General features: G+C 44.2%; 14 protein-coding genes. 11 read left to right on the top strand and 3 right to left on the bottom strand.

Annotation, left to right across the window (positions count from 1 at the left end):
• Positions 1-77 precede the first annotated feature (77 nt).
• The 9 genes from I3255_RS05435 (at position 78) to yfaE (ending at position 12,604) form a co-directional block, all read left to right on the top strand.
• Positions 78-2,270: a CHC2 zinc finger domain-containing protein gene (locus I3255_RS05435; RefSeq protein WP_238037619.1), complete on the top strand. Its 2,193-nt coding sequence runs from the start codon at positions 78-80 to the stop codon at positions 2,268-2,270.
• 500 nt (positions 2,271-2,770) lie between these two features.
• Complete coding sequence (gene rpoD, locus I3255_RS05430; RefSeq protein WP_238037617.1) at positions 2,771-4,696, top strand: RNA polymerase sigma factor RpoD; 1,926 nt, start codon at positions 2,771-2,773, stop codon at positions 4,694-4,696.
• Positions 4,697-4,961: 265 nt separating this feature from the next.
• Positions 4,962-5,888 carry a bestrophin family ion channel gene (locus tag I3255_RS05425; RefSeq protein ID WP_238037615.1) on the top strand — a complete coding sequence of 309 codons (927 nt, stop codon included), beginning with the start codon at positions 4,962-4,964 and terminating at the stop codon, positions 5,886-5,888.
• Positions 5,889-6,167: 279 nt separating this feature from the next.
• Positions 6,168-6,458, top strand: coding sequence for a DUF493 domain-containing protein (locus tag I3255_RS05420; protein ID WP_346268619.1), 291 nt, complete (start codon positions 6,168-6,170; stop codon positions 6,456-6,458).
• Between the two features lie 489 nt (positions 6,459-6,947).
• On the top strand, positions 6,948-9,224 hold the full coding sequence (gene nrdA / locus I3255_RS05415; protein ID WP_238037612.1) for a class 1a ribonucleoside-diphosphate reductase subunit alpha: 2,277 nt from the start codon (positions 6,948-6,950) through the stop codon (positions 9,222-9,224).
• 133 nt (positions 9,225-9,357) lie between these two features.
• Positions 9,358-10,464, top strand: coding sequence for a hypothetical protein (locus tag I3255_RS05410; protein ID WP_238037610.1), 1,107 nt, complete (start codon positions 9,358-9,360; stop codon positions 10,462-10,464).
• A gap of 81 nt (positions 10,465-10,545) precedes the next feature.
• On the top strand, positions 10,546-10,917 hold the full coding sequence (locus I3255_RS05405; protein WP_238037609.1) for a hypothetical protein: 372 nt from the start codon (positions 10,546-10,548) through the stop codon (positions 10,915-10,917).
• A 97-nt stretch (positions 10,918-11,014) separates the two neighbouring features.
• Positions 11,015-12,148, top strand: a complete 1,134-nt coding sequence (nrdB, locus tag I3255_RS05400) for a class Ia ribonucleoside-diphosphate reductase subunit beta (protein ID WP_201600993.1) — start codon at positions 11,015-11,017, stop codon at positions 12,146-12,148.
• 186 nt (positions 12,149-12,334) lie between these two features.
• Entirely contained in the window at positions 12,335-12,604 is a 270-nt protein-coding gene (yfaE, locus tag I3255_RS05395) for a class I ribonucleotide reductase maintenance protein YfaE (RefSeq protein ID WP_201547354.1), read from the top strand.
• A gap of 118 nt (positions 12,605-12,722) precedes the next feature.
• Here the strand turns inward: yfaE and I3255_RS05390 are convergent, their stop codons facing one another.
• Entirely contained in the window at positions 12,723-14,045 is a 1,323-nt protein-coding gene (locus I3255_RS05390) for a trypsin-like peptidase domain-containing protein (protein ID WP_238037607.1), read from the bottom strand.
• Between the two features lie 367 nt (positions 14,046-14,412).
• Here I3255_RS05390 and I3255_RS05385 point away from each other — a divergent pair, with 367 nt between their 5' ends.
• Positions 14,413-15,249 carry a Nif3-like dinuclear metal center hexameric protein gene (locus I3255_RS05385; protein WP_238037605.1) on the top strand — a complete coding sequence of 279 codons (837 nt, stop codon included), beginning with the start codon at positions 14,413-14,415 and terminating at the stop codon, positions 15,247-15,249.
• 1,023 nt (positions 15,250-16,272) lie between these two features.
• The gene (locus I3255_RS05380; protein ID WP_238037604.1) at positions 16,273-17,478 is read left to right on the top strand and encodes a transglycosylase SLT domain-containing protein; all 1,206 of its coding nucleotides are present in this window, start codon (positions 16,273-16,275) and stop codon (positions 17,476-17,478) included.
• A gap of 138 nt (positions 17,479-17,616) precedes the next feature.
• Here I3255_RS05380 and I3255_RS05375 read toward each other — a convergent pair whose 3' ends face one another.
• Together I3255_RS05375 and I3255_RS05370 are read right to left on the bottom strand one after the other, a co-directional pair.
• On the bottom strand, positions 17,617-20,640 hold the full coding sequence (locus I3255_RS05375) for a LysM peptidoglycan-binding domain-containing protein (protein WP_238037602.1): 3,024 nt from the start codon (positions 20,638-20,640) through the stop codon (positions 17,617-17,619).
• Between the two features lie 145 nt (positions 20,641-20,785).
• Positions 20,786-21,280, bottom strand: coding sequence for a hypothetical protein (locus I3255_RS05370; RefSeq protein WP_238037600.1), 495 nt, complete (start codon positions 21,278-21,280; stop codon positions 20,786-20,788).
• Positions 21,281-21,296: the final 16 nt, after the last annotated feature.

Raw genomic sequence — 21,296 nt, 5'->3', positions numbered from 1 at the left:
GAGTTGGCCTTATTTTTCTATTGGTATGCTATTCGCCCTGCCCCAATATAATCGACCTATGGTAAACTGTTTTTTGTATGAGCATTCCTAACCATATTCTTGAACAACTCAATAGCCAAGCTGACCTGATCAGCATCATTGGCAAACACACTACGCTTAAACGCGCTGGTAGTGAATATAAAGGCTGCTGCCCTTTTCACGGTGAAAAATCGCCTTCCTTTTATGTCAATCCACAAAAAAACATCTATCACTGTTTTGGCTGTAGCGTCGGTGGCAATGCCATCAGTTTTTTGCGTGATTATGAGAATCTCACCTTCATCGAAGCAGTTAATGAGCTCTCCAAACAAACAGGCATTGAAGTACCAAAAGAGGAACAGCAAAACGTTAGTTATCAACGTCGTACGCCAAAAACTAACGCACCGCCGCCTGTGCACAATGTACCTAGCCCAACGATAGAACACAGCAAAGTAAATCAAGACGGTGCAAACCAAGACAACTATCAAAATAACCGTCAAGACAGTCATCAAAACAATGTCGTCCAAAACGACCAAAATTACATAGACCAGTCAAGTTATGATGACGCTCAGGGTTACGATAATTTCCCGCCGCTAGAGGCGTATGATTCAGCGTCCTATTCGATGGGCTCTTATCCATCAGAGCTGTATTCGTCAAACCACACAGACGATGATGGCTACCCGCCAGTGTGGCTGACAGATAACGATATAAGCATAGCTAGTATTGATCAGAACACTGATCAAGATGGCAACCTGTACGAGCTGCTAGAGCAGATCCAGCAGTTCTATCAGCATAATCTACACACTCACCCTCATGCCAAGCAATACTTTTTGTCACGCGGACTCACTGAAGAGACTTTTGAGACTTTTGGTTTAGGTTACGCGCCATTTGGCTGGCAACATCTTGAGCACCAGTTTCCGCAAGATATTGAAGGACTTAAGGCCCTAGGGCTCGTGCGCCAATCAGAGTCTGGTCGTGACTATGATCTGCTGCGTGATCGGGTTATTTTTCCTATTCGTGATAACCAAGGTCGCACCATTGGTTTTGGTGGTCGGGCGCTCGACGATGAGGTCAAGCCCAAATACATCAACTCCTCAGACTCGCCCGTCTTTCATAAGCAGCACGTACTCTATGGCTATTATGAATCACGGCAGCAGCGTGCTAACGACTGGCTAGTAGTCGAAGGCTATATGGATGTCATTGCCCTCTATCAAGCGGGCATCTACGGGGCAGTCGCCTCGATGGGTACGGCAATCAATGAAAGCCAAATATCGCGGCTATTGACACTCAATCCAACGCTGACTTTGAGTTTTGATGGCGACAGTGCCGGACAAAAAGCTGCTTGGCGTACGCTTGAAGTTGCCCTGCCTGTGCTTGCTGATGATAAAGAGCTGCGGTTTTTAACCCTACCTAACAATCATGATCCTGATACCTTTATTAAGAGTCAGGGTAGCGATGCCATGCGTGAGCAAATCAGCCAAGCCATGCCGCTATCACAGTATATTTTTGCGTACTTAAGTGAGCGTTACGATATGAGTCTGGCTGAAGGCAAAGCCAAGCTAATGTCCCAAGTACGCTCGTTGACGACCGCTTTGCCTAAAGGCAGTAGCTTTCGCTATTTGCTCAATAATGACGTTTATCAAAAGCTTGGCGGTAGGCGCAGTCAAAATGTCGAGGCCAAAGACGCGCTGCTAGACTTTGATGGTGACATGACCATCAGTCAGCAATTGCAGCTTTGTTTTTTGTTTCAGCCGCGCGCATTAATTGACGACCCTATTGAGTCGATTTGGCAACAGTCAGGGATAAATGGCTTACACTTACCTGCACATATCAAACAAAAAGCTTCACTCGATACGCTGCGTCCGCTTGCATGGGAAGACCTGCAAGATGCGGCTCTGCTAGACATCGTGAGCACCATCAAGCGCTGCCTTAATTATTTGCCAAAAGATGCCAACGCAGCGGCGCATTTTATCTTATCAAATGTGAAGCCTGCGACCCAAGACATGCTGAGCCGTAATTGGGGCGGTTTTTATAAAGCGCTAACCGCACGCAATATTTTAGGGCTTGATGGCCTAATTGAAGAGCTAGTCAGCCAGCTGCTTGAGCGCAACATGAAGAAAAAAATACAAGAGCTGATACAAAACCCTGATCATATTAAGCTTGCGATCGTCCGTAAACAAACCCAATTATTAAATGATTGGCTACGGGCACAGCAGGCAGAGCAATCGGCACAGATGGTCACTGTGCAGTCTTAATTTTTAATTATCAAATCATACCCCTTTAAAATTCTAGCGACTGCCCCCACTACTAATGATTATACCCAGTAGCATGAGTCACTCCTAAATCATTTAGCGGATGGCAAATAATCAGCAAAAAATGGTCGGTAGCTATCACTAGCTCGTGCTTGACGACTGCGGTCTGTGTTAAACTGTGTCGCTGTATATTGACAGCACTGCTTGGTGAATGATTGTGAGCATGCATCGTTAAGCACAAATTTTAGGTATTATTTTTATGTATCTGTTTTTAGATACTATTTTTGAGTACTGTATTGAAGTCTTTTTAGTTTTTCTAATTTTTAGCTGTTTTTTAGCATTATTATTGTAGTGTTTTGAGCCTTTATTCATATCAACTCATTTTTGATATTATTGACAACCCCTACGCCATATTTTGATCAATCGATTGATAAGATCAACGCAAAGAGCGAGCGATAGCGAGTCACAATATAAAAATGTCCGATGCAAGTAAGCGAGTATTTATGAACGATAAGTCAGTTTCTAAGTCCACATCTCAACTGGCCACCTTAATCCAAATGGGCAAAGAGCAAGGGTATCTTACCTACGCTGAGGTGAATGACCAGCTGCCCGACTCTATTACCGAAAGCGATCAGATCGAAGATATTGTGCAAATGCTAACCGATGTTGGTATCAAAATCTTTGAATCAGCTCCTGATGCCGATGACATCTTAATGAACGATGATTCAAATGATGATGACATGGCAGCAGATGAGGCAGCGGCGGTACTCGCCTCTGTTGAGACTGAGCCTGGTCGTACTACTGACCCTGTCCGTATGTATATGCGTGAGATGGGTACGGTTGATCTTCTTACCCGTGAAGGTGAAATTTCTATCGCTAAACGTATCGAAGAAGGTATTCGTGACGTGCAGCATGCCATGGCTTACTGGCCTGGTACCGTACAGTTCGTGCTTGACGAATATGAAAAAGTACAAGAAGGTGAAAAGAAGCTATCCGATGTCATCACAGGTTTCTTAGATCCTGAAACCGAAGAAGACAAAATCGCCGCTCAAGAAGCCAAAGATGCGGCGAAAGAAGAACGCGAGCGCATCAAAGAAGAAAAAGAAAACCCACTTATCATCAAAACTAAGGTGAATGCCAAAGCCGCAGCACTTGATGACGATGATGATGAAGACGAAGACGACGTGGAAGAAGAAGCTGAAGAAGAAACCAGCGGTCTTGACCCAGAAGAAGTGCGTTTGCGTCTAGAAGAGATTGAGCATTTATTTATTAAGGCCAAACAAGAATTGCTCGATTATGGTCGTGGTAGCGTACAGGCTGATGCCGCGTATGCCCTACTTGCTGAACGCTTTATGATGCTAAAGCTCAATAACCGCTTGTCAGACCAAGTCATGGCTATAATGCATGATGTCTATGACGACGTGCGTAAGCAAGAGCGTCAAATCATGCGTTTGGTGATTCGCCGTGGTCGTATGCCGCGTGAAGAGTTCCGTAAGACCTTCCCTAGTAATGAAACCAATGTGGATTGGTTGATTGAACGTATCAAAGGTAAACCTGCATTCGCCGGCACGCTAGAAAAAGTTACTGATGACGTCATTTTACTTCAGCGCCGTATCCGTGATTATGAGCAGCAGCTCGACATGAAAATCCACGACATGAAAGATGTGGCACGTCGTATGGCTGTTGGTGAAGCAAAAGCTCGCCGCGCGAAAAAAGAAATGGTTGAAGCCAACCTACGTCTGGTTATTTCTATCGCGAAAAAATATACCAACCGTGGCCTACAGTTCTTGGATCTTATCCAAGAAGGTAACATCGGTCTGATGAAAGCCGTTGATAAGTTTGAATATCGTCGTGGTTATAAGTTCTCGACCTATGCTACTTGGTGGATTCGTCAGGCGATTACCCGTTCTATCGCTGACCAAGCGCGCACCATTCGTATCCCTGTGCATATGATTGAGACAATCAACAAGATAAACCGTGTCTCACGTCAGTTGCTACAGGAAATGGGTCGCGAGCCTACACCTGAGGAATTAGGCGAACGCTTAGAGATGGACGAAGTTAAAGTCCGTAAAGTGCTGAAGATTGCTAAAGAGCCTATCTCTATGGAAACCCCTATTGGTGATGATGAAGATTCGCACCTAGGAGATTTCATCGAAGATGGTACGATCTCAAGCCCTGTCGATGATGCGACTGCTGCTGGTCTGCAAGAAGCGACACGTGATGTATTGGGTAATCTGACTGAGCGCGAAGCACGTGTCCTAAAAATGCGTTTCGGTATCGATATGCCAACGGATCATACTTTGGAAGAAGTCGGTAAACAGTTTGATGTAACGCGTGAGCGTATTCGTCAGATCGAGGCAAAAGCATTACGTAAACTGCGTCATCCATCACGCTCTGAGCACTTGCGCTCGTTCCTTGAAAATGACTAATATTCAATTAAGCTAAATAAGAAAGCCGAGTTTATCTCGGCTTTTTTGTGCTTGTCAGATAATATTGAACCTAAGCTATCAGTATTGATTAACCTTGAGTCACTGTCATGACCGGCAATGATACCGTTATTTATGCGCTTTTCACTAGTTGCCATTAAGCGAGCGTATGACATTCTATTCTAGACTTTACAAACCTATATTCTTTATTAGAATCACACCCTACATCTTGTCATGTATTGACATACTTTAGCGCTAGGAAACTGATATGATTGTCCGGCAAACGCCCAATGCCCTTAAGATATTTTTCACCCTTCGCGGTTCAATCATTCCGAAAATCTATCCGCAAATTTTACTAATCGCTCTACTAAGTACCTTGATTACGATTGTACAGCACTGGATTCCGAACTCATTCCCCTACTACGGTACAGCGACCTTCACCTTACTGGGTGTCGCTTTATCGCTGTTTTTGGGATTTCGCAATAACGCCAGCTATCAGCGTTGGTGGGAAGCACGGATGCTATGGGGACAGTTGGTATATGACTCTCGCAGCTTAACGCGCCAAGTGCTCTCTTTTATAGACGAAAAAGACGAGCCTAGACAACAAGTTCAGCAAAACATAATTTACCTAAACATTGCATTTGCTCATGCGGTGCGCCACAGACTACGTGGCACGGAGCCTTGGCAAGATATCGAACGCTTTGTAGACCCTATACACCATGACCGCATGCGCCAAGCGAAAAATGTACCTGATTATATAATGCGCCTCATGGGTAAGCAGCTCGGCGATATTCGGCGTCAAGGACTGGTGTCGGAGCAAGTCATCCAGAATATGGATGAGCGCCTGACCTCTATGACCATTGTCTTGGCGGCCTGTGAACGTATTCTCAATACACCGCTACCTTTTGCTTATATGCTGTTGGTACATCGCACGACTTATCTGTACTGCATTATGTTGCCCTTTGGCTTAGTAGCCTCACTCGGCTGGGCGACTCCGTTGATTTGCGCGGTAATCGCTTATACTTTTTTTGGCTTAGATGCATTGAGTGAAGAGCTAGAAGAGCCTTTTGGGTTGGCGGCTAATCAGTTACCTCTGACCGCTTTGTCACGTACGATCGAGATCAACTTGCGAGAAGCGCTGGGAGAAACAAACATCCCGCCTGATATCACGCCTATTGATGGCTATTTACCGTAAGCATTTGAGTCATCCCCAAGCGTAACAAGACAAACTAGAAGCAAAGGCAACTTGAATAATCCACCCCACGCCACTATAAATAGCAGACAAAGATACCGTAGGTAAGAACCTCTACTCTAACCAGCTGATCTATTCAAAAATATTATCTATAAAAGCGAGGCTCATATCATGAGTGATGATTCAAAAAACAACAACGACAACGTCGACAACAGCGCAAATAACCCAACCAGCAATCAGCCATCAGTGAAAGTCACTGACCTGACACCAAATGAAGGTGCGTTGGTCGGCAAGAAGACAGACATTCAAAACCCAGAGCTTTGGGAGTTCCCAATGAACTACCCACTCAGCATCATTGGTCATGAAGGCGAGCACGAAAGTTTGCTCAATGAAATCAAGCTGATCTTGGGTAGCCAATTCCCTGATTTTGATTTGGCGTCTATCGAAGTAAAGCCTTCTAGAACGGGTCGTTTTCATTCAGCACGGGTCAATCTGTACCTAACAGCCGCTGATCAAGTCAATACGCTTTATGCCGCGCTTGACAATGCCAAGACGGTTCGCATGGTTTTATAAATCATTCAGACAGGTTTAGCGCCTTTTTGGTCCAAGTCGTCACTCATACGGGTGGCGATTTTTTGTGGTTTGATGTACAATCTGCGCCCGAATTATTGCTGCCATGATTAGTGTTATTGGTCGACAATAACCGAGAGAATGAAAAGCAAACGGTCGCACTATTTTTACAAAAAATTTATTATTGACCGCATTTGCGTCTAACCCTTATCCCATCGTCCTTTGCCAAAATTTGGACTGCCTACAACCTTGTAGCAACATAGTTTTATCCTAAAATCAATATAGCATTTTGAAAATTTTCCCGCTATATTGTGCCTACCAATTAACAAACACGCTATATGTAGTACTCAGTGATTTTAACCATCACTACGAGTAGTGGTAGCTTTTTGCCTAAAAAACAGCTAGCACAACCCAGCATAATAGCGTTATAAAGAATGTCTGCCGCTGCTTTGGCGCGCGACATCATAATAAGCAATCAAAATAGAGGCCAGCATGACACATATTGACAAAATCCAAGTAACCAAACGCGATGGACGTTTAGAGCCTATTGATTTAGACAAAATTCACAAGGTGATCGCGTGGGCGGCTGATGGTTTAGAAAATGTGTCGGTATCGCAAGTTGAGCTAAAGTCGCACATCCAGTTTTATGAAGGTATCAAAACTCGTGACATTCACGAAACCATCATCAAATCTGCCGCCGATCTGATCTCTGAGACCACGCCTGACTATCAATATCTAGCGGCGCGCTTGGCGATCTTCCATCTGCGTAAGATTGCATACAACAGATTCACCCCGCCACATCTATATGATCATGTCAAAACCCTAACAGACGCTGGCAAATACGATCAGCATATTTTAGCGGACTATAGCCGTGCTGAATTTGACGAACTAGAAGAGTATCTCGATCACTGGCGCGATATGAACCTGGCTTATGCCGCTGTTGAGCAAATGGCTGGTAAATACTTGGTACAGGATCGCGTGAGCAAGACCGTCTATGAGAGCCCGCAGTTCTTGTACATGCTGGTTGGTATGTGTCTGTTTAGCCAATATGACAAGTCAGACCGTCTTGATTTCGTTAAACGCTTCTATGATGCGACCTCAGAATTCAAAATCTCACTACCGACACCTATCATGTCAGGTGTGCGTACGCCATCGCGCCAGTTTAGCTCGTGCGTACTGATCGAATGTGGTGATAGCCTAGACTCTATCAACGCCACCACTAGCGCCATCGTACGCTATGTGTCACAGCGTGCTGGTATCGGCATCAACGCTGGTCGCATCCGTGCCCTTGGTAGCCCTATCCGTGGCGGCGAAGCACAGCATACTGGTTGTATCCCATTCTACAAATTATTCCAAACAGCTGTTAAATGTTGCTCACAAGGCGGCGTACGTGGCGGTGCAGCGACTCTATTTTACCCATTATGGCATTTAGAAGTTGAGTCGTTACTGGTACTGAAAAACAACCGCGGCGTCGAAGACAACCGTGTCCGTCATATGGACTACGGCGTACAGTTAAACAAAACGATGTATACGCGCCTGATCAAAGGTCAAGACATCTCGCTATTCTCACCAGGTGACACGCCAGGCCTGTACGATGCGTTCTTTGAAGATCAAGACAAGTTCGAAGAGTTATACACCAAGTACGAAAATGACCCTGCTATTCGTAGCCGTCAAATCCCAGCAGCAGACTTGTTCAGCCTAATGATGCAAGAGCGCGCCAGCACAGGTCGTATCTATATCCAAAACGTCGATCATTGCAACACGCATAGCCCATTTGACGCGACGGTTGCCCCGATTCGCCAGTCAAACCTATGTATGGAAATCGCCCTACCGACCAAGCCACTGGATAACATCAATGACGAAGAAGGCGAAATCGCCCTTTGTACGCTATCAGCGGTCAACTTGGGTAAAGTCGAAAACGTCAGCGATATCGAAGAGCCAGCTGAGCTAATCGTCCGTGCGCTTGATGCCCTGCTCGACTATCAAGACTATCCAGTAAAAGCGGCTCAAAACGGCAGCATGCGTCGTCGTACGCTCGGTGTGGGCGTAATCAACTATGCTTATTACTTAGCTAAGAATGGCGCACGCTACTCTGACGACAGCGCGCTTGGTCTAACCCATCAAACGTTTGAGGCGTTGCAGTTCTATCTCTTAAAAGCGTCAAACAAATTGGCAAAAGAGCAAGGCGCGTGCCCTGCGTTCAATGAGACCACGTATTCACAAGGCATCTTGCCGATTGATACGTACAAAGCCGACTTGGACAAAATCTGCCAAGAGCCGCTACATCTAGATTGGGAAACACTACGTGGCGAGATCACTGAGCACGGTCTACGCAACTCTACCCTAACCGCCTTGATGCCGTCTGAGACCTCAAGCCAGATCGCCAACGCGACCAACGGTATCGAGCCACCACGTGGTCTGGTCTCTATCAAAGCATCAAAAGACGGTATCTTAAAGCAAGTCGTGCCTGAGATTGATAAGCTCAAAGATCAGTACGAGCTACTATGGCAAATGCCAAACAATGACGGTTACCTAAAGCTGGTCGCTATCATGCAAAAATTCGTCGATCAAAGTATCTCTGCCAATACCAACTACGATCCTGTTCGTTATGCTGGTGGCCGTGTACCGATGAAGATATTGCTAAAAGACTTGCTAAACGCTTATAAAATGGGTGTGAAGACGTTGTACTACCATAACACTCGTGATGGTGCGAACGATGCCCAAGCGGATATGGAAGATGATTGTGCTGGCGGGGCTTGTAAGATTTAAGAACTGTTAAAAATTGCACTGCTATGAAATTATAGATTTTCTCTTACGTCGGAACGAAGTAATACTTAGCTTCGTTCCGACGTAAGGTCAATAAGAGAGTTTATTTAAAATAATTTTTATCTGAAGGCTTTCTATGATTACCAAATACGATAGTAGAGAGTTTAAAGAATTACGAAATATCTTATACGATATTCTTGAAAATTATGTCACTAATTCAGGTGTGAACGAAGAAAAAAGAGAGTTAGCAATTTTCTTTTATGAAATCTTAGAGAAGGATAATATAGGTATTCTATTTGAGTTAGATAAATTAAACCTGATATTTCCTAGGGCTTTGAGCTCTAATGATACTTTAACTACAATCTATCATAATAGAAATTTAGGTGACATCAGTACTGACGATTTTTTTGACGCTTTGTTCTTAGAGTTTTATGCTGACTTTTATAGTGCTTCTATAGCGATACAGCCTGAAACTACAAGAATATATTTTGAAAAAATGCATCTTAGACTTCTCAAGTGGAGCAACTTACTATCTAAAGATAGTTATGAAAAGCTAACTCGTTTATGGTTTAGAATTCCTAGAGATTTATTTCAGAGCCAAATTACTAGTCACTTTGATGCAGAAACATTAGATGCAGTCAAAGAACTTAAAACAAATAAGAATTTTGTAGATGAAAAAATCAATGAGATTGGTAGCTTACAACAAGATATATTAGCAATTCAAAAATCATTAGCTGAACAACGAAAAGAGTATAATTTCGTTGGTTTATCAGATGGATTTAGAACACTTAGAGAGCAGAAGAAGAAAGAGTTAAATTGGCAAAATGTTGCGTATTACGCTCTGATGGCTGTGATAATTTCATTAATAGTTTCGAAATCTATTTGGTCAGCCAATTATTTAGTTTCTAACAATTTTGATAGTCCTATATTCATAATAGTAACCATCTCAACAGTTTTATTTCTATTTATATTATTGTACTTTTTCAGAATATCCCTAGTCAATGTTAAGTCAATTAAATCTCAAATACTTCAAATTGATTTACGTTTAACTTTATGCCAGTTTATACATAATTATGATTCTGATACAAAAGATTTAAGAGAAGGTATGAAAGAAAGTTTCGAGAGATTTGAGAGTGTTATTTTTTCTCCTATCGTGGCTACTGAAGACCAAATGCCAGCAACCTTCGATGGACTTGAACAGCTGACAGGATTGTTAAGCTCATTCAACAGAAGCTCAAAGTAAAGTAGAAATGTATAAGCGGTAGGCGGGATTGGCTACTGTTATAATTAAAACATACAGACAGAATAAAACGACGGAGGTCATGTGCAATATACCGCAATCATCAAAGACGGTGGTTTGTTTATCCCAAACGTATTTTCAGACCTAAACGATGGTGGCTCGCATATCGTACAAGTCGAGGTTGATATTGCAGACGTGCGTCAGCAGTTAGGTGTGGATGAAGCACCAAAGACAACCGTCACCAAAAAAGCCGTGGCGAAAGCAGCCAAAAAACCAGCATCGAGAGCGGCTAAAAAAGACTCAAAAACAGCAGCAGAAGAGTCTGATGTGAGTACCCTACGCAAAAGCGCACTTGATGAATTAGAAGCACTCGATGATAGTGAGCTGAGCGAGATATTCAAAGCCTATATGAATGATGGCAAAGAGTCGTCACAGATATCGCTAGAGAACCTCTAAGCTAAAACGCTATAATCCAAAAACGTGTCATAACGTCAAATTAAAACCAGTCAAACCCCTATAAATTAATAACCGTATCAATTATAAAGGCAGTCCCATGACTTACTCGATTTTTTCTCAAACGCCAAATAATGCGCTAAAAGAGCCGATGTTCTTTGGTCAGCCCGTCAATGTGGCGCGCTATGACCAACAAAAGCACCCTATCTTTGAGCAATTGATTGAAAAGCAGCTGTCGTTCTTTTGGCGTCCAGAAGAAGTCGATGTATCACGCGATCGTATCGACTTTAGCAATCTGTCCTCGCATGAGCAGCATATATTTTTGAGCAACCTCAAGTACCAGACCCTACTCGACTCGATCCAAGGTCGTAGTCCAAACGTGGTGCTACTGCCGCTGGTGTCTATCCCTGAGCTTGAGACGTGGATTGAGACATGGTCGTTCTCTGAGACCATTCACTCACGCAGCTATACGCATATCATTCGTAATATCGTCAATGACCCAAATATTATCTTTGATGATATTATGCAAAACGAGCACATCTTAGGCCGTGCCTCTGATATCGCCCAGTACTATGATGAGCTTTACCGCAACTCACAGCTATATAGCTTGTACGGTCCAGGTACGCACAACATCAACGGCGAGCAAGTCACGGTTGATTTACGATCGCTGAAAAAGCAAATGTACCTGTGCATCATGGCGGTCAATGTCCTAGAAGCCATTCGTTTCTATGTGTCGTTTGCTTGCTCGTTTGCCTTTGCTGAGCGCAAATTGATGGAAGGTAATGCCAAAATCATTAAGCTAATCGCTCGTGATGAAGCGCTGCATTTGACGGGTACGCAGCATATGTTGAACCTGATGCGCAACGGTCGTGACGATCCTGAGATGGTCGAGATTGCCGCAGAGTGTTTCGATGAAAGTATCGAGATCTTCCGTAAAGCTGCCGAGCAAGAAAAAGAATGGGCAGGCTATCTGTTCAAAGACGGTTCGATGATTGGTCTAAACAAAGACATTCTGTGCCAATACATTGAGTACATCACCAACCTGCGTATGGAAACCGTCGGCTTGCCAGCGGCGTTCCCGAACTCAAAGTCAAACCCAATCCCGTGGATCAACACGTGGTTGTCGTCTGACAATGTGCAGGTCGCACCGCAAGAGACCGAGATTAGCTCATACTTGGTTGGTCAGATTGACTCTGATCTATCAGACAGTGATTTTGACGATTTTGAGCTATAAAGGCTCCGAATTATAAGAGCTGAGTTGTAAGAGCTTTGAGCTATAAAAATCTGAACTATAAGAGCTTAGAATTATAAAGGTTTGAGCGGTAGAAATTTGAAGTTATGAAATTTCTACCGCTGTAATCGTCTTATGGGTTAATAGTAGGGATATCAATAGCACAGACATATCCCAATAGGATCAACGATGACTTGGGTAATGACTAGTAAAAAGCAGTTCTATCTACATGATGACGAGAGTCTGCTAGATGGACTGCTACGCACCGGACACGATGTGAACTATCAATGCCGTGAGGGCTACTGTGGTAGCTGCCGAGTCAAGCGTATTGCCAGCTCACACACGGTCGATTATCCATTTGACCCGCTAGCGATGATTGAAGAAGATGAAATCCTCCCATGCTGTTGCCGTGTACGAGGGGTTATCTACATCAATCATGAATTTATTGAAAAGCCTTAGCAGAATAGTAAGGATTAAAGACTGGCCTGAACATTAGCTTTGATAAAATTTAATTCAATAAAAAAGCGCGCTCCTTTAGATAAGGAGCGCGCTTTTTTGTGCAATTTAGCAATACACTTTATTGTGTTACGGAGTCTTGCTCAAACAGTTTCATCAGCTCTTCGCGCATGCGATCACGCTCTGCTTCTGACATCATAGGTGCTTGCTCATCACCTTGGATACTGCCGCCCATCCCATCCATGCTCTCACCTTGTAGAACGACAGGACGTTCGATAGGCTCTTGTGCGGGACGCTCCTCTAGCATTATTTTTACTTGAGCGTTTTTGCCTTGGCGCAATATCTGGGCATTTAGCTCTGTCGTTGGTGGCTTGCGAGCGACATATTGGATCAAGGTATTGGCATCAGTCATCTCTACACCATCGATGGTTAGGATGATGTCGCCAACGCGCAAACCACTCTTGGCAGCAGGACTGCCTTCGATGACGTTTAGTACTTCCACGCCTGTTGACGTCTCTAGCTGCGTTGGGTCTCGTAGCTGTGACTGAATCTCGATACCGAGCCAACCACGACTGACGCGACCATCTTTGATCAGCGCATTCATTACTTGCTCGACCAATGATGTAGGTATCGCAAAGCCAATACCCATTGAGCCGCCAGAGCGCGAGAATATCACCGTATTGATACCGACTAGCTCACCGCGAGCATCAACCAGCGCGCCACCTGAGTTACCTGGGTTAATCGCCGCATCCGTCTGGATAAAGTCTTCGAACTTATTGACGCCCAGTCCAGTACGTCCAGTCGCTGAGATAATTCCTTGAGTTACCGTCTGACCAACCCCAAATGGATTACCGATAGCCAACGCCAGATCCCCCACGCGAATAGGATCTTCGCGGAAACCAAGTGGCGTCAATCCTGTCATATCGACCTTAATCACTGCTAGATCACTATCAGGGTCTGTACCGATAATCTTGGCGCGGCTCTTACGTCCATCATTGAACGCAACCGTGATCTCATCCGCCTTTTCGATGACATGCGCATTGGTCACGATATAACCGTCTTCTGATACGATCACACCAGAGCCTAGGTTGGTACTACCCTGCTCTTGTGATGGGCCACCATGATACTCAAAAAACCGGCGCAGTACAGGATCATCCATATAAGGATGCTCTGTCATCGTTTGTGTGGTGTAGATATTGACAACCGACTGCGACGCACGCGCAACTGCATTATGATAAGAAGAGATGGGCGCTGGTGTATCTGCAACAGGTTCTGACGCTTGCTGCTCCGCAGGCGGGGTTCTCGGCGGCTCCCACGTGGCCTCCGACGTCGACTTCATACTTGTGAACAACCAGATAAACGCTACTAACACTAGCAGCAATAAAACCCAAGGCAACCATTTTAATAAAGACGCCTTGTTATTGGTGTTCTGGGATGACGACATATAGAACCTCTATAAATTTAATGCAGACGGACAGTGAGAAATAAGGTGAGAAGACTGCGACTATTCAACCATCATGGCTTGATTAGACAATTGCTTTATTAGGCAATTGATAGCCAGAGCTAGGCAGACTCACATGTATAAATTATAACCGCAATGCCGTGAAATAGTAACGTATCGTGTACCATTTCAGTTATCCATCTTATCTACTCTTTTACAGTGCCATGTTAAAATTACTGTTATTAGAAATATACGATAGATAATGATCAACTATTTATCTCTTATAAGCCCCCATCTTTAGATAACTTTTTTAAACCACTATGTTTGAATGACAATGCATTATGCAAGGCAATAACAATAAGGAAACCTAATGACCCAAAATACTACTGAACCTTCGACCAAAAGTATCAGCGCACAAGCATTGACGCAATTTTGTGATGAGTATTTATCTGCTAGTGCGTTCAAAGACTACGCGCCAAATGGCCTACAAGTAGATGGCGGTCGTCCAATACAACGTATCGTCACAGGTGTGACAGCGTGCGAGGCGCTGATTGATGCAGCTATCGCTGACAATGCCGATGCGATTATGGTCCATCATGGGTATTTTTGGAAAGGCGAACCTGCGCCTATCACAGGCATGAAAGGTCGACGTATCCGCAAATTGATGCAACATGGTATCTCTATGATTGGCTATCATTTACCGCTTGATGCGCATCCCGTGATTGGTAACAATGCAAAACTGGCAGACGTACTAGATATGACCATTACTGGCCCGCTCTACCCTAACGAATCACACCCTGTTGGTAATATCGCCACTTGTACACCGCAGAGTGCTGATAGCCTGATCGCAAAGATTACTCAAGCGCTCGGTCGTACCCCACTACATATTTCGGCTAATTATGAGCATCATGCTGCTGATGATAATGCGAAAACGACTGCCAATAGCGAGAGAGTGATCAAACGTGTCGGTATCTGTACAGGCGGCGCGCAAGATATGATCGAACAGGCTGCCATTATGGGCTGTGATGCATTCATCTCTGGTGAGATCTCTGAGCGTACCACGCATATTGCTCGTGAGCTGGGTATTGATTATTTTGCCTGTGGTCATCATGCGACAGAGCGCGGTGGTATTCAAGCGTTAGGAGAGATAGTTGCCCAAGAATATGGACTGCCAGTTACCTTTATTGATATTGAAAATCCAGCTTAGTATTTCCCATGTATCGCCAATAACGTAGCCATGATTAGGACAAAAGTAATGGGCTGAATAAGTAGCAGTTATAGGCGCGATTTTGGTAGTCATCGAAAGAGTCATTGATAAATTTGTGACCAGCACGCGTATAACATGGCTAAATTTAACCGTTTATATCGCAATTGTTAAGTTTTATCGCTTTTTTCTTAACTCCACTTGAATAATGCAAGCAGTAACCGCATATTACTACCTGTAAGAAAGAACGTTTTGTCATGAAACTTCCCATTATTACAGCTTCCGGTTATGGCGCTAAAATAATGCTGGCGGTTATCTGAAACTTTATTATGCTCTATGAGCAATGAAATTTTGGAACGTCGCCAGTTAAAACACGATGTATACACTCGATATTTGGTTTATACCGTGTTTTTATTTTTAGTGTCGCGATGACAGTTTTGCACCACCTTTTTGATAGCATACTTTTATTAGCTATCAAATATGACTGAGTTGCATGCCCTCATTGCTGGACAATTAACTTTAGCAGCTAGCCACCTTACTACTAATCGCTCAAGGTGTCGTTAGTTATTAAAGTTAGCATCATCAAAGTAGATGAATATATTGGTCTCAGTGGCCAATCATTACCTCACCGCTTTGCTTGATGTCGTTGTCTCAATAACTTACTCATGACCTTACCTATGTTTGATATATAGTTGTTTGGCCATTAGCCATATTGCGTTATCGATGAAGGAATCATCTGATTTACATCCTTCGTGTAGCCGTGCGTCCAGATTTTAAGACGACTGTCTTATGCTTTTATTTTAAGCATATAATCGACACATCGATAGCGGGCTGACCCATAAATCCACATCGCTAACTCTTAGAGAGAGCATGCTAGTGGCGCTATAATCAGGCAGGATGATATGTGCTTATTTTACTCAAAAGTACAATGTCGTCTGAAATGCTGTATTGATACATGCCAATTGCTATGCATATATTTTTACGCGTTTTTGCGGTAAGAAGGATGGCTAAAATCAGGAGACATCCATGCAACGTATTACTTATCGTGTCAAAGGATCTGCGCAAGGTGCCAAACGCCGTATTTCTCATTTACTACGTCCATCTAAACGCCTACTTAACACCAAAAGTAACATCGTTTCATCTACCCCTACTGCGTCGGGTCGTTTTGCCAGAACCAAGAAGCTGGCACAAGTATCCAGTATAGCTTTGCTCTCTTTACCTGCACAGAGCCTAACGACAATGAATACAAAGGTACCAGCCTATGCCAATGTCATGATGGAAAACACTTTAACCATTGCCGCTGTTCCAGGTGATAGTACTTATTTTGCCACTGATGGCTTCCAACATGGCTTTGGCTTTGACCTCGTGCGCACCTATGCAGACGAGCTTGGCGTGGATATCAATTTAAAAGCCTATGCCAATGAAGAAGCTGCACTCAAAGCCTTAAGATCAGGTGACGCTGATATGGCGTTGACCACGGCTAGTACCAAACTAAAAAGCCAGCTCAATCTATCATCTATTAATGTCAGCTGTGGCTACGACTCAAGCTTGACTAAAAATGGTCTGCATCCAAAAGTCAGCTGGACATTCAGCTCGCCTAATGATCCACTGTCTAAAAAAGCCAGCTATTTCTTGTGCGATAGCATCAAGCTAAAGAACACACAGAAATTAGCGGCATTTTACAATCAGAATTTGCTAAAAGACGCTTATAGTCAGGATCATTTCCAAAAAACACTGACAGAAAAACTGCCTGATTATCAGTCTTCGTTTGAAGAGCAAGCACGCAATTACAATCATGATTGGGAATTGTTGGTTGCTATGGGTTATCAAGAGTCACATCTTGATGCCAACGCGGTGTCTCCGACTGGCGTACGCGGCCTTATGATGCTGACCAATAATACTGCAAAGGCTATGGGCGTGTCAGACCGCGTTGACCCTTATCAAAGTATCGGCGGCGGCGCTCGTTATCTAGAGCAAATGAAAGCAGATTTCGCGGATGTACCTAAGACTGACCGTGTCTGGTTTGCACTTGCTGGTTATAATATGGGTCCAAATGCGGTGAAAAGCATTCAGCGCAAATTACGCGCCCAAGGCATTGACGACAAGAGCTGGGCGAACGTTTATGCGTACTTGGCGGATAACAAAGCATCAAACAGCCGCTATGGCCAAGCGATGCATTATGTTAGCAACATCAGAAGCTATCTTGAGTCTATCAAAACTCAAACTGTCTAGTTAATAAACTCTATTAGATATCTTAAGACACCTAATTTTTACGTAAAAAAAGCTGCTCTTATATAGAGCAGCTTTTTTGTGCGTTACGATTTATATTGGCGATATTTATGTATATATCATTCGATAATACGTTATTGCTTAACGATTGGGTACCGTTAGACGCTGACCACGTTGCAACATAGTATCAGCAGCGATATTATTCATCTCAGCCAATTCCTGGGTTGATACGCCATATTTACGTGATAAGCCAATCAAGCTATCGCCTGAGCCAACCGTGTAGCTTACCGTCGCTTTTGGCACTTTTAGGGTCTGTCCACGCTGCAGTTGAGCGTTTGTTGCCAAGTCATTGGTCGCTGCCAAATCTTCTACAGAGATACCAAACTGACGTGCTAAGGCAATTAATCCATCGCCAGATTTGACTTTGTAATTTTCAGTATTTCCTAGCTTTTTACCACTGCTTGCAGGACTACTGGTATTGGTGCTGCTAGCAGAACTGCTACTACTCTGACTACTGTTGCTTTGACTACTGTTAGAAGCCGAAGAACTTGCCACGCTACCGCCCGCAGGAATAGTGATGGTACGACCTAATATCAAGTTAGACGTCGTGCTCAGGTTATTTGCTGAGGCTAAATCGCTCAAGCCGATATTATAGCGTTTGGCGACACCCGTTAGCGTATCACCTGATTTGACTTTATAACTGACGGCTTTATCATTCAGTTGGCGATCAACTAACTCTTTTGAAACCGGTACTTTAATCGTCTGCCCACGTTGTAGGCGCGCTCTTGCATCAAAGTTGCTGTTTACAGCAGCGATCTCTGCTGCACTAACACCCACGCTATTGGCAATACCGATCAAGGTATCACCTGATTTTACTTTATAACTGGTGGTCGCTACTGAGCTTGTATTACTAGCGTTGCTAGCACTGCTAGAGCTTGCGGTACTTGCTGCATCAAAATTAGCGCTAGCAGGTACTTTTAGTGTTTGACCCACATACAGCGAGCTTGTGGTACTCATGCCATTTAAGCTAGCTAACGTGTCTGTCGATACGTTAAATTGACGCGCTAAGGCAATAAGGCCGTCACCCGGTTTTACTTTATAGTTCTTAGTCGCCGTGCTTGATTTACTCGGTCTAGTAGATGGTGCTGCAGGTGTTGTGGCGGGCGCTTTTACCTTACCAGGTACTAGCCAGAGCTTTTGTCCTCTGAGCAGATCAGCACGGCTACTGAGATTATTATAGCTGGCAAGCTGTGTGACCGATAAACCAAAGCGGTTAGCCGTACCGATAAGCGTGTCGCCACCTTGCACAACGTAGCTTTCAGGCTGATTGGCGGCTGGGTTACTGGCAGTGCTTAGCGGCTCGATAGTTTTGGCGTTATATAGATACAATGTGCTGCCAGATAGTAGGTTGGCACTGGCATCTATTTGGTTCCATTCTGCGATATCACGCCAATTTACCCCTGCACGGCTCGCGATATTCGATAGAGTATCACCACGTTTGACCGTATAAGTGGTACGCGTGCCTTGTGGTTTTGGTTTACTAACTGATGTTTTAGCAAAGCTCAGCTTTTTCTCTTCACCGCTTGCTTCTAAGATAGACTGCTGCGTCTGTACGGCTGATAGGTTGATGTTACCATCTGCGTTAATAACGTTAGTCTCAGAGGTATTGCTACGGATTTGGTTGGCAATGAAGTCGCGCTCTTCTTTGCTAAGCGGTGGCTCTTGGACAATCGTATTATTCCGAGTAATCTGAGCTGAGGTAGTCGGTAGACTGTTGCTGCTCTTGAGCTCAGCATTGATTTTTTTGGTTTCTGCATTGGTTATTGGCGGCTCGGTACGTACTGAGGCATTATCACTATAGACAGAGCTGCTAGTCGTTTGAGCAGACGGTGAGATATAGCTCGTTGTTTGCTGAGGTACGCTTGCGCTAGCAGCATAATCAGCCAATGCGCTACTGCTAGATGGCAATGACGACGAAGTGTATGGCTTACTGTTGTAGCTTGGCATCGTTGTGGTTGGGGTACTTGTATTGCTAGAAGCCAATACATTGCCTGTGCCATTACCACGCAATAGGCTCAGTTTGGCATCAGCATTTAAGCTAACATCGTTAGGAATGATAACGCGCTGTGGACCAGAGGAATCTACACGACCTGAAGTCAATGCCGTATTGAGTCGCTCTAACTCATCATAACTCACGCCTGTAAGCTGTGATACTTCAGACAAGCTCACACCGTAGTTGACCGGCACACTACGGAAATGCTGACGGTTAGCGATAGCTGGCAGATATACGCCATACTGTTCAGGTTTCGCCACAATTTCGGCTACGGCCAAAAAGCGCGGCACATAATTCATGGTTTCAGTTGGTAGTTGTAGTGACCAGTAGTCCGTTGGTAGTCCACGTGCAGCGTTGGCATCAATCGCTTTTTGGATACGGCCAGGTCCTGCATTGTAGGCAGCTAGCGCCAGCTCCCAGCTACCAAACTGATTGTGTAGCGCAGTCAAAAAGTCATAAGCGGCGCGCGTTGATTCGATAACGTCACGGCGGCCATCATAGGTGCTGCTTTGATTCAGACCATAGATACGACCCGTACTTGGGATAAACTGCCATAGACCTGCCGCTGCTGCACTACTGGTACCACTTGGATCGTACGAGCTTTCAATAACCGGTAACAACGCCAGCTCTGTTGGAATATTGCGGCGTTCAGCCTCTCGTACCGTATGGTAAATGTAGCGACTGGCACGCGCCGTCAAACGGTTTAGATAGTCTTGTCTGCTGGTAAACCAACTCTTTTGCCCTTCGATACGCTGATTATAAATCGGCTTACCACCGTTCATACGGTAGCCGGCACGTAAACGATTCCATAAGTCACCATACTGCTGAATAGCAAGCTGGTTGCCCTCCACCATTGTCATGTCAGTGGCTTCTAATAGATCTGCCAATTCATCCAAGCTCTCTGCATCCAAAAACGCAGTTGAATAGTCTGCACTACTTGTTGTAGTCGCTCCTTGATTAGCAGGACGCTTGGTAATAACAGCTGAGCTATTGGTTGCACCTTTATTTTTTACTGCTGAGGTGTTGCTACACGCACTGATAAGTAAAGTTGATACCGCGAGCGTCAATGGTAACGCAACAAACGAGCGAGATTTTGATAGCACAGTAGACATGATATTGGAAGTTTCCTAACGACAGAAAGTGATAAGACGAAGTTGAGAGATAGTATAGTATGCAACGTAAAGTAAAGACCAGCCTAATATAAAAGATACTAATAATCATTTTTACTAGTATCTAATAGATTGTGTTAACCAGTACTTAGTTAATAGCTACTTGTGATACTGCACGTAGTAATACAGCGTTACCAGTCGATACTGTCAGCGTTACGCGAGATGTCGTAACAAATGATATTTGCTGACCGTTTTTCGTCCAGCTCTCATTTGTCGTTACATTGGCTTTGGCCTGATCTCCTGTAATAACGATGTTATCTACAGAAATATCGTAGCGATAATTAGACGTATCATTCCAGCTGTTTTGCAATAGCTTCAAATATGCATCTTTATCTAAGCTAGTAGATTTACCTTTTCTGGATAATGAAATAAGCGCGTCGTCTGATACCAGACGTGCGACTTGATTGATACTCTGACTATTTGCAGACGATTTCATTGCTGCTGCATAGTTTTGCACCAAAGCTTCGGTCATGGTGGCAGCTTGCGCACTGATACTCACTGTGCTGGCCACTGCTACTATCGCAGTTATGCTAGCGCCCTTCAATAGTAGAGCCATTAAGCTCTTTCCCCATAGTCGTTTCATGATAGTCCTTAGCGAT

This window comes from Psychrobacter sp. Ps6 (genome assembly GCF_022129235.1).
Lineage (GTDB): Bacteria > Pseudomonadota > Gammaproteobacteria > Pseudomonadales > Moraxellaceae > Psychrobacter.
The sequence above is the reverse complement of the archived record's forward strand: the minus strand, read 5'-3'. Positions and strand labels throughout refer to the sequence as shown.

Coding starts and splice junctions, on each gene's coding strand:
- I3255_RS05375 (WP_238037602.1), bottom strand. CDS start 20,640: ATGTCTACTGTGCTATCAAAATCTCGCTCGTTTGTTGCGTTACCATTG.
- I3255_RS05390 (WP_238037607.1), bottom strand. CDS start 14,045: ATGTCGTCATCCCAGAACACCAATAACAAGGCGTCTTTATTAAAATGG.
- I3255_RS05380 (WP_238037604.1), top strand. CDS start 16,273: ATGCAACGTATTACTTATCGTGTCAAAGGATCTGCGCAAGGTGCCAAA.
- I3255_RS05385 (WP_238037605.1), top strand. CDS start 14,413: ATGACCCAAAATACTACTGAACCTTCGACCAAAAGTATCAGCGCACAA.
- rpoD (WP_238037617.1), top strand. CDS start 2,771: ATGAACGATAAGTCAGTTTCTAAGTCCACATCTCAACTGGCCACCTTA.
- nrdA (WP_238037612.1), top strand. CDS start 6,948: ATGACACATATTGACAAAATCCAAGTAACCAAACGCGATGGACGTTTA.
- I3255_RS05410 (WP_238037610.1), top strand. CDS start 9,358: ATGATTACCAAATACGATAGTAGAGAGTTTAAAGAATTACGAAATATC.
- I3255_RS05435 (WP_238037619.1), top strand. CDS start 78: ATGAGCATTCCTAACCATATTCTTGAACAACTCAATAGCCAAGCTGAC.
- I3255_RS05425 (WP_238037615.1), top strand. CDS start 4,962: ATGATTGTCCGGCAAACGCCCAATGCCCTTAAGATATTTTTCACCCTT.
- yfaE (WP_201547354.1), top strand. CDS start 12,335: ATGACTTGGGTAATGACTAGTAAAAAGCAGTTCTATCTACATGATGAC.
- nrdB (WP_201600993.1), top strand. CDS start 11,015: ATGACTTACTCGATTTTTTCTCAAACGCCAAATAATGCGCTAAAAGAG.
- I3255_RS05370 (WP_238037600.1), bottom strand. CDS start 21,280: ATGAAACGACTATGGGGAAAGAGCTTAATGGCTCTACTATTGAAGGGC.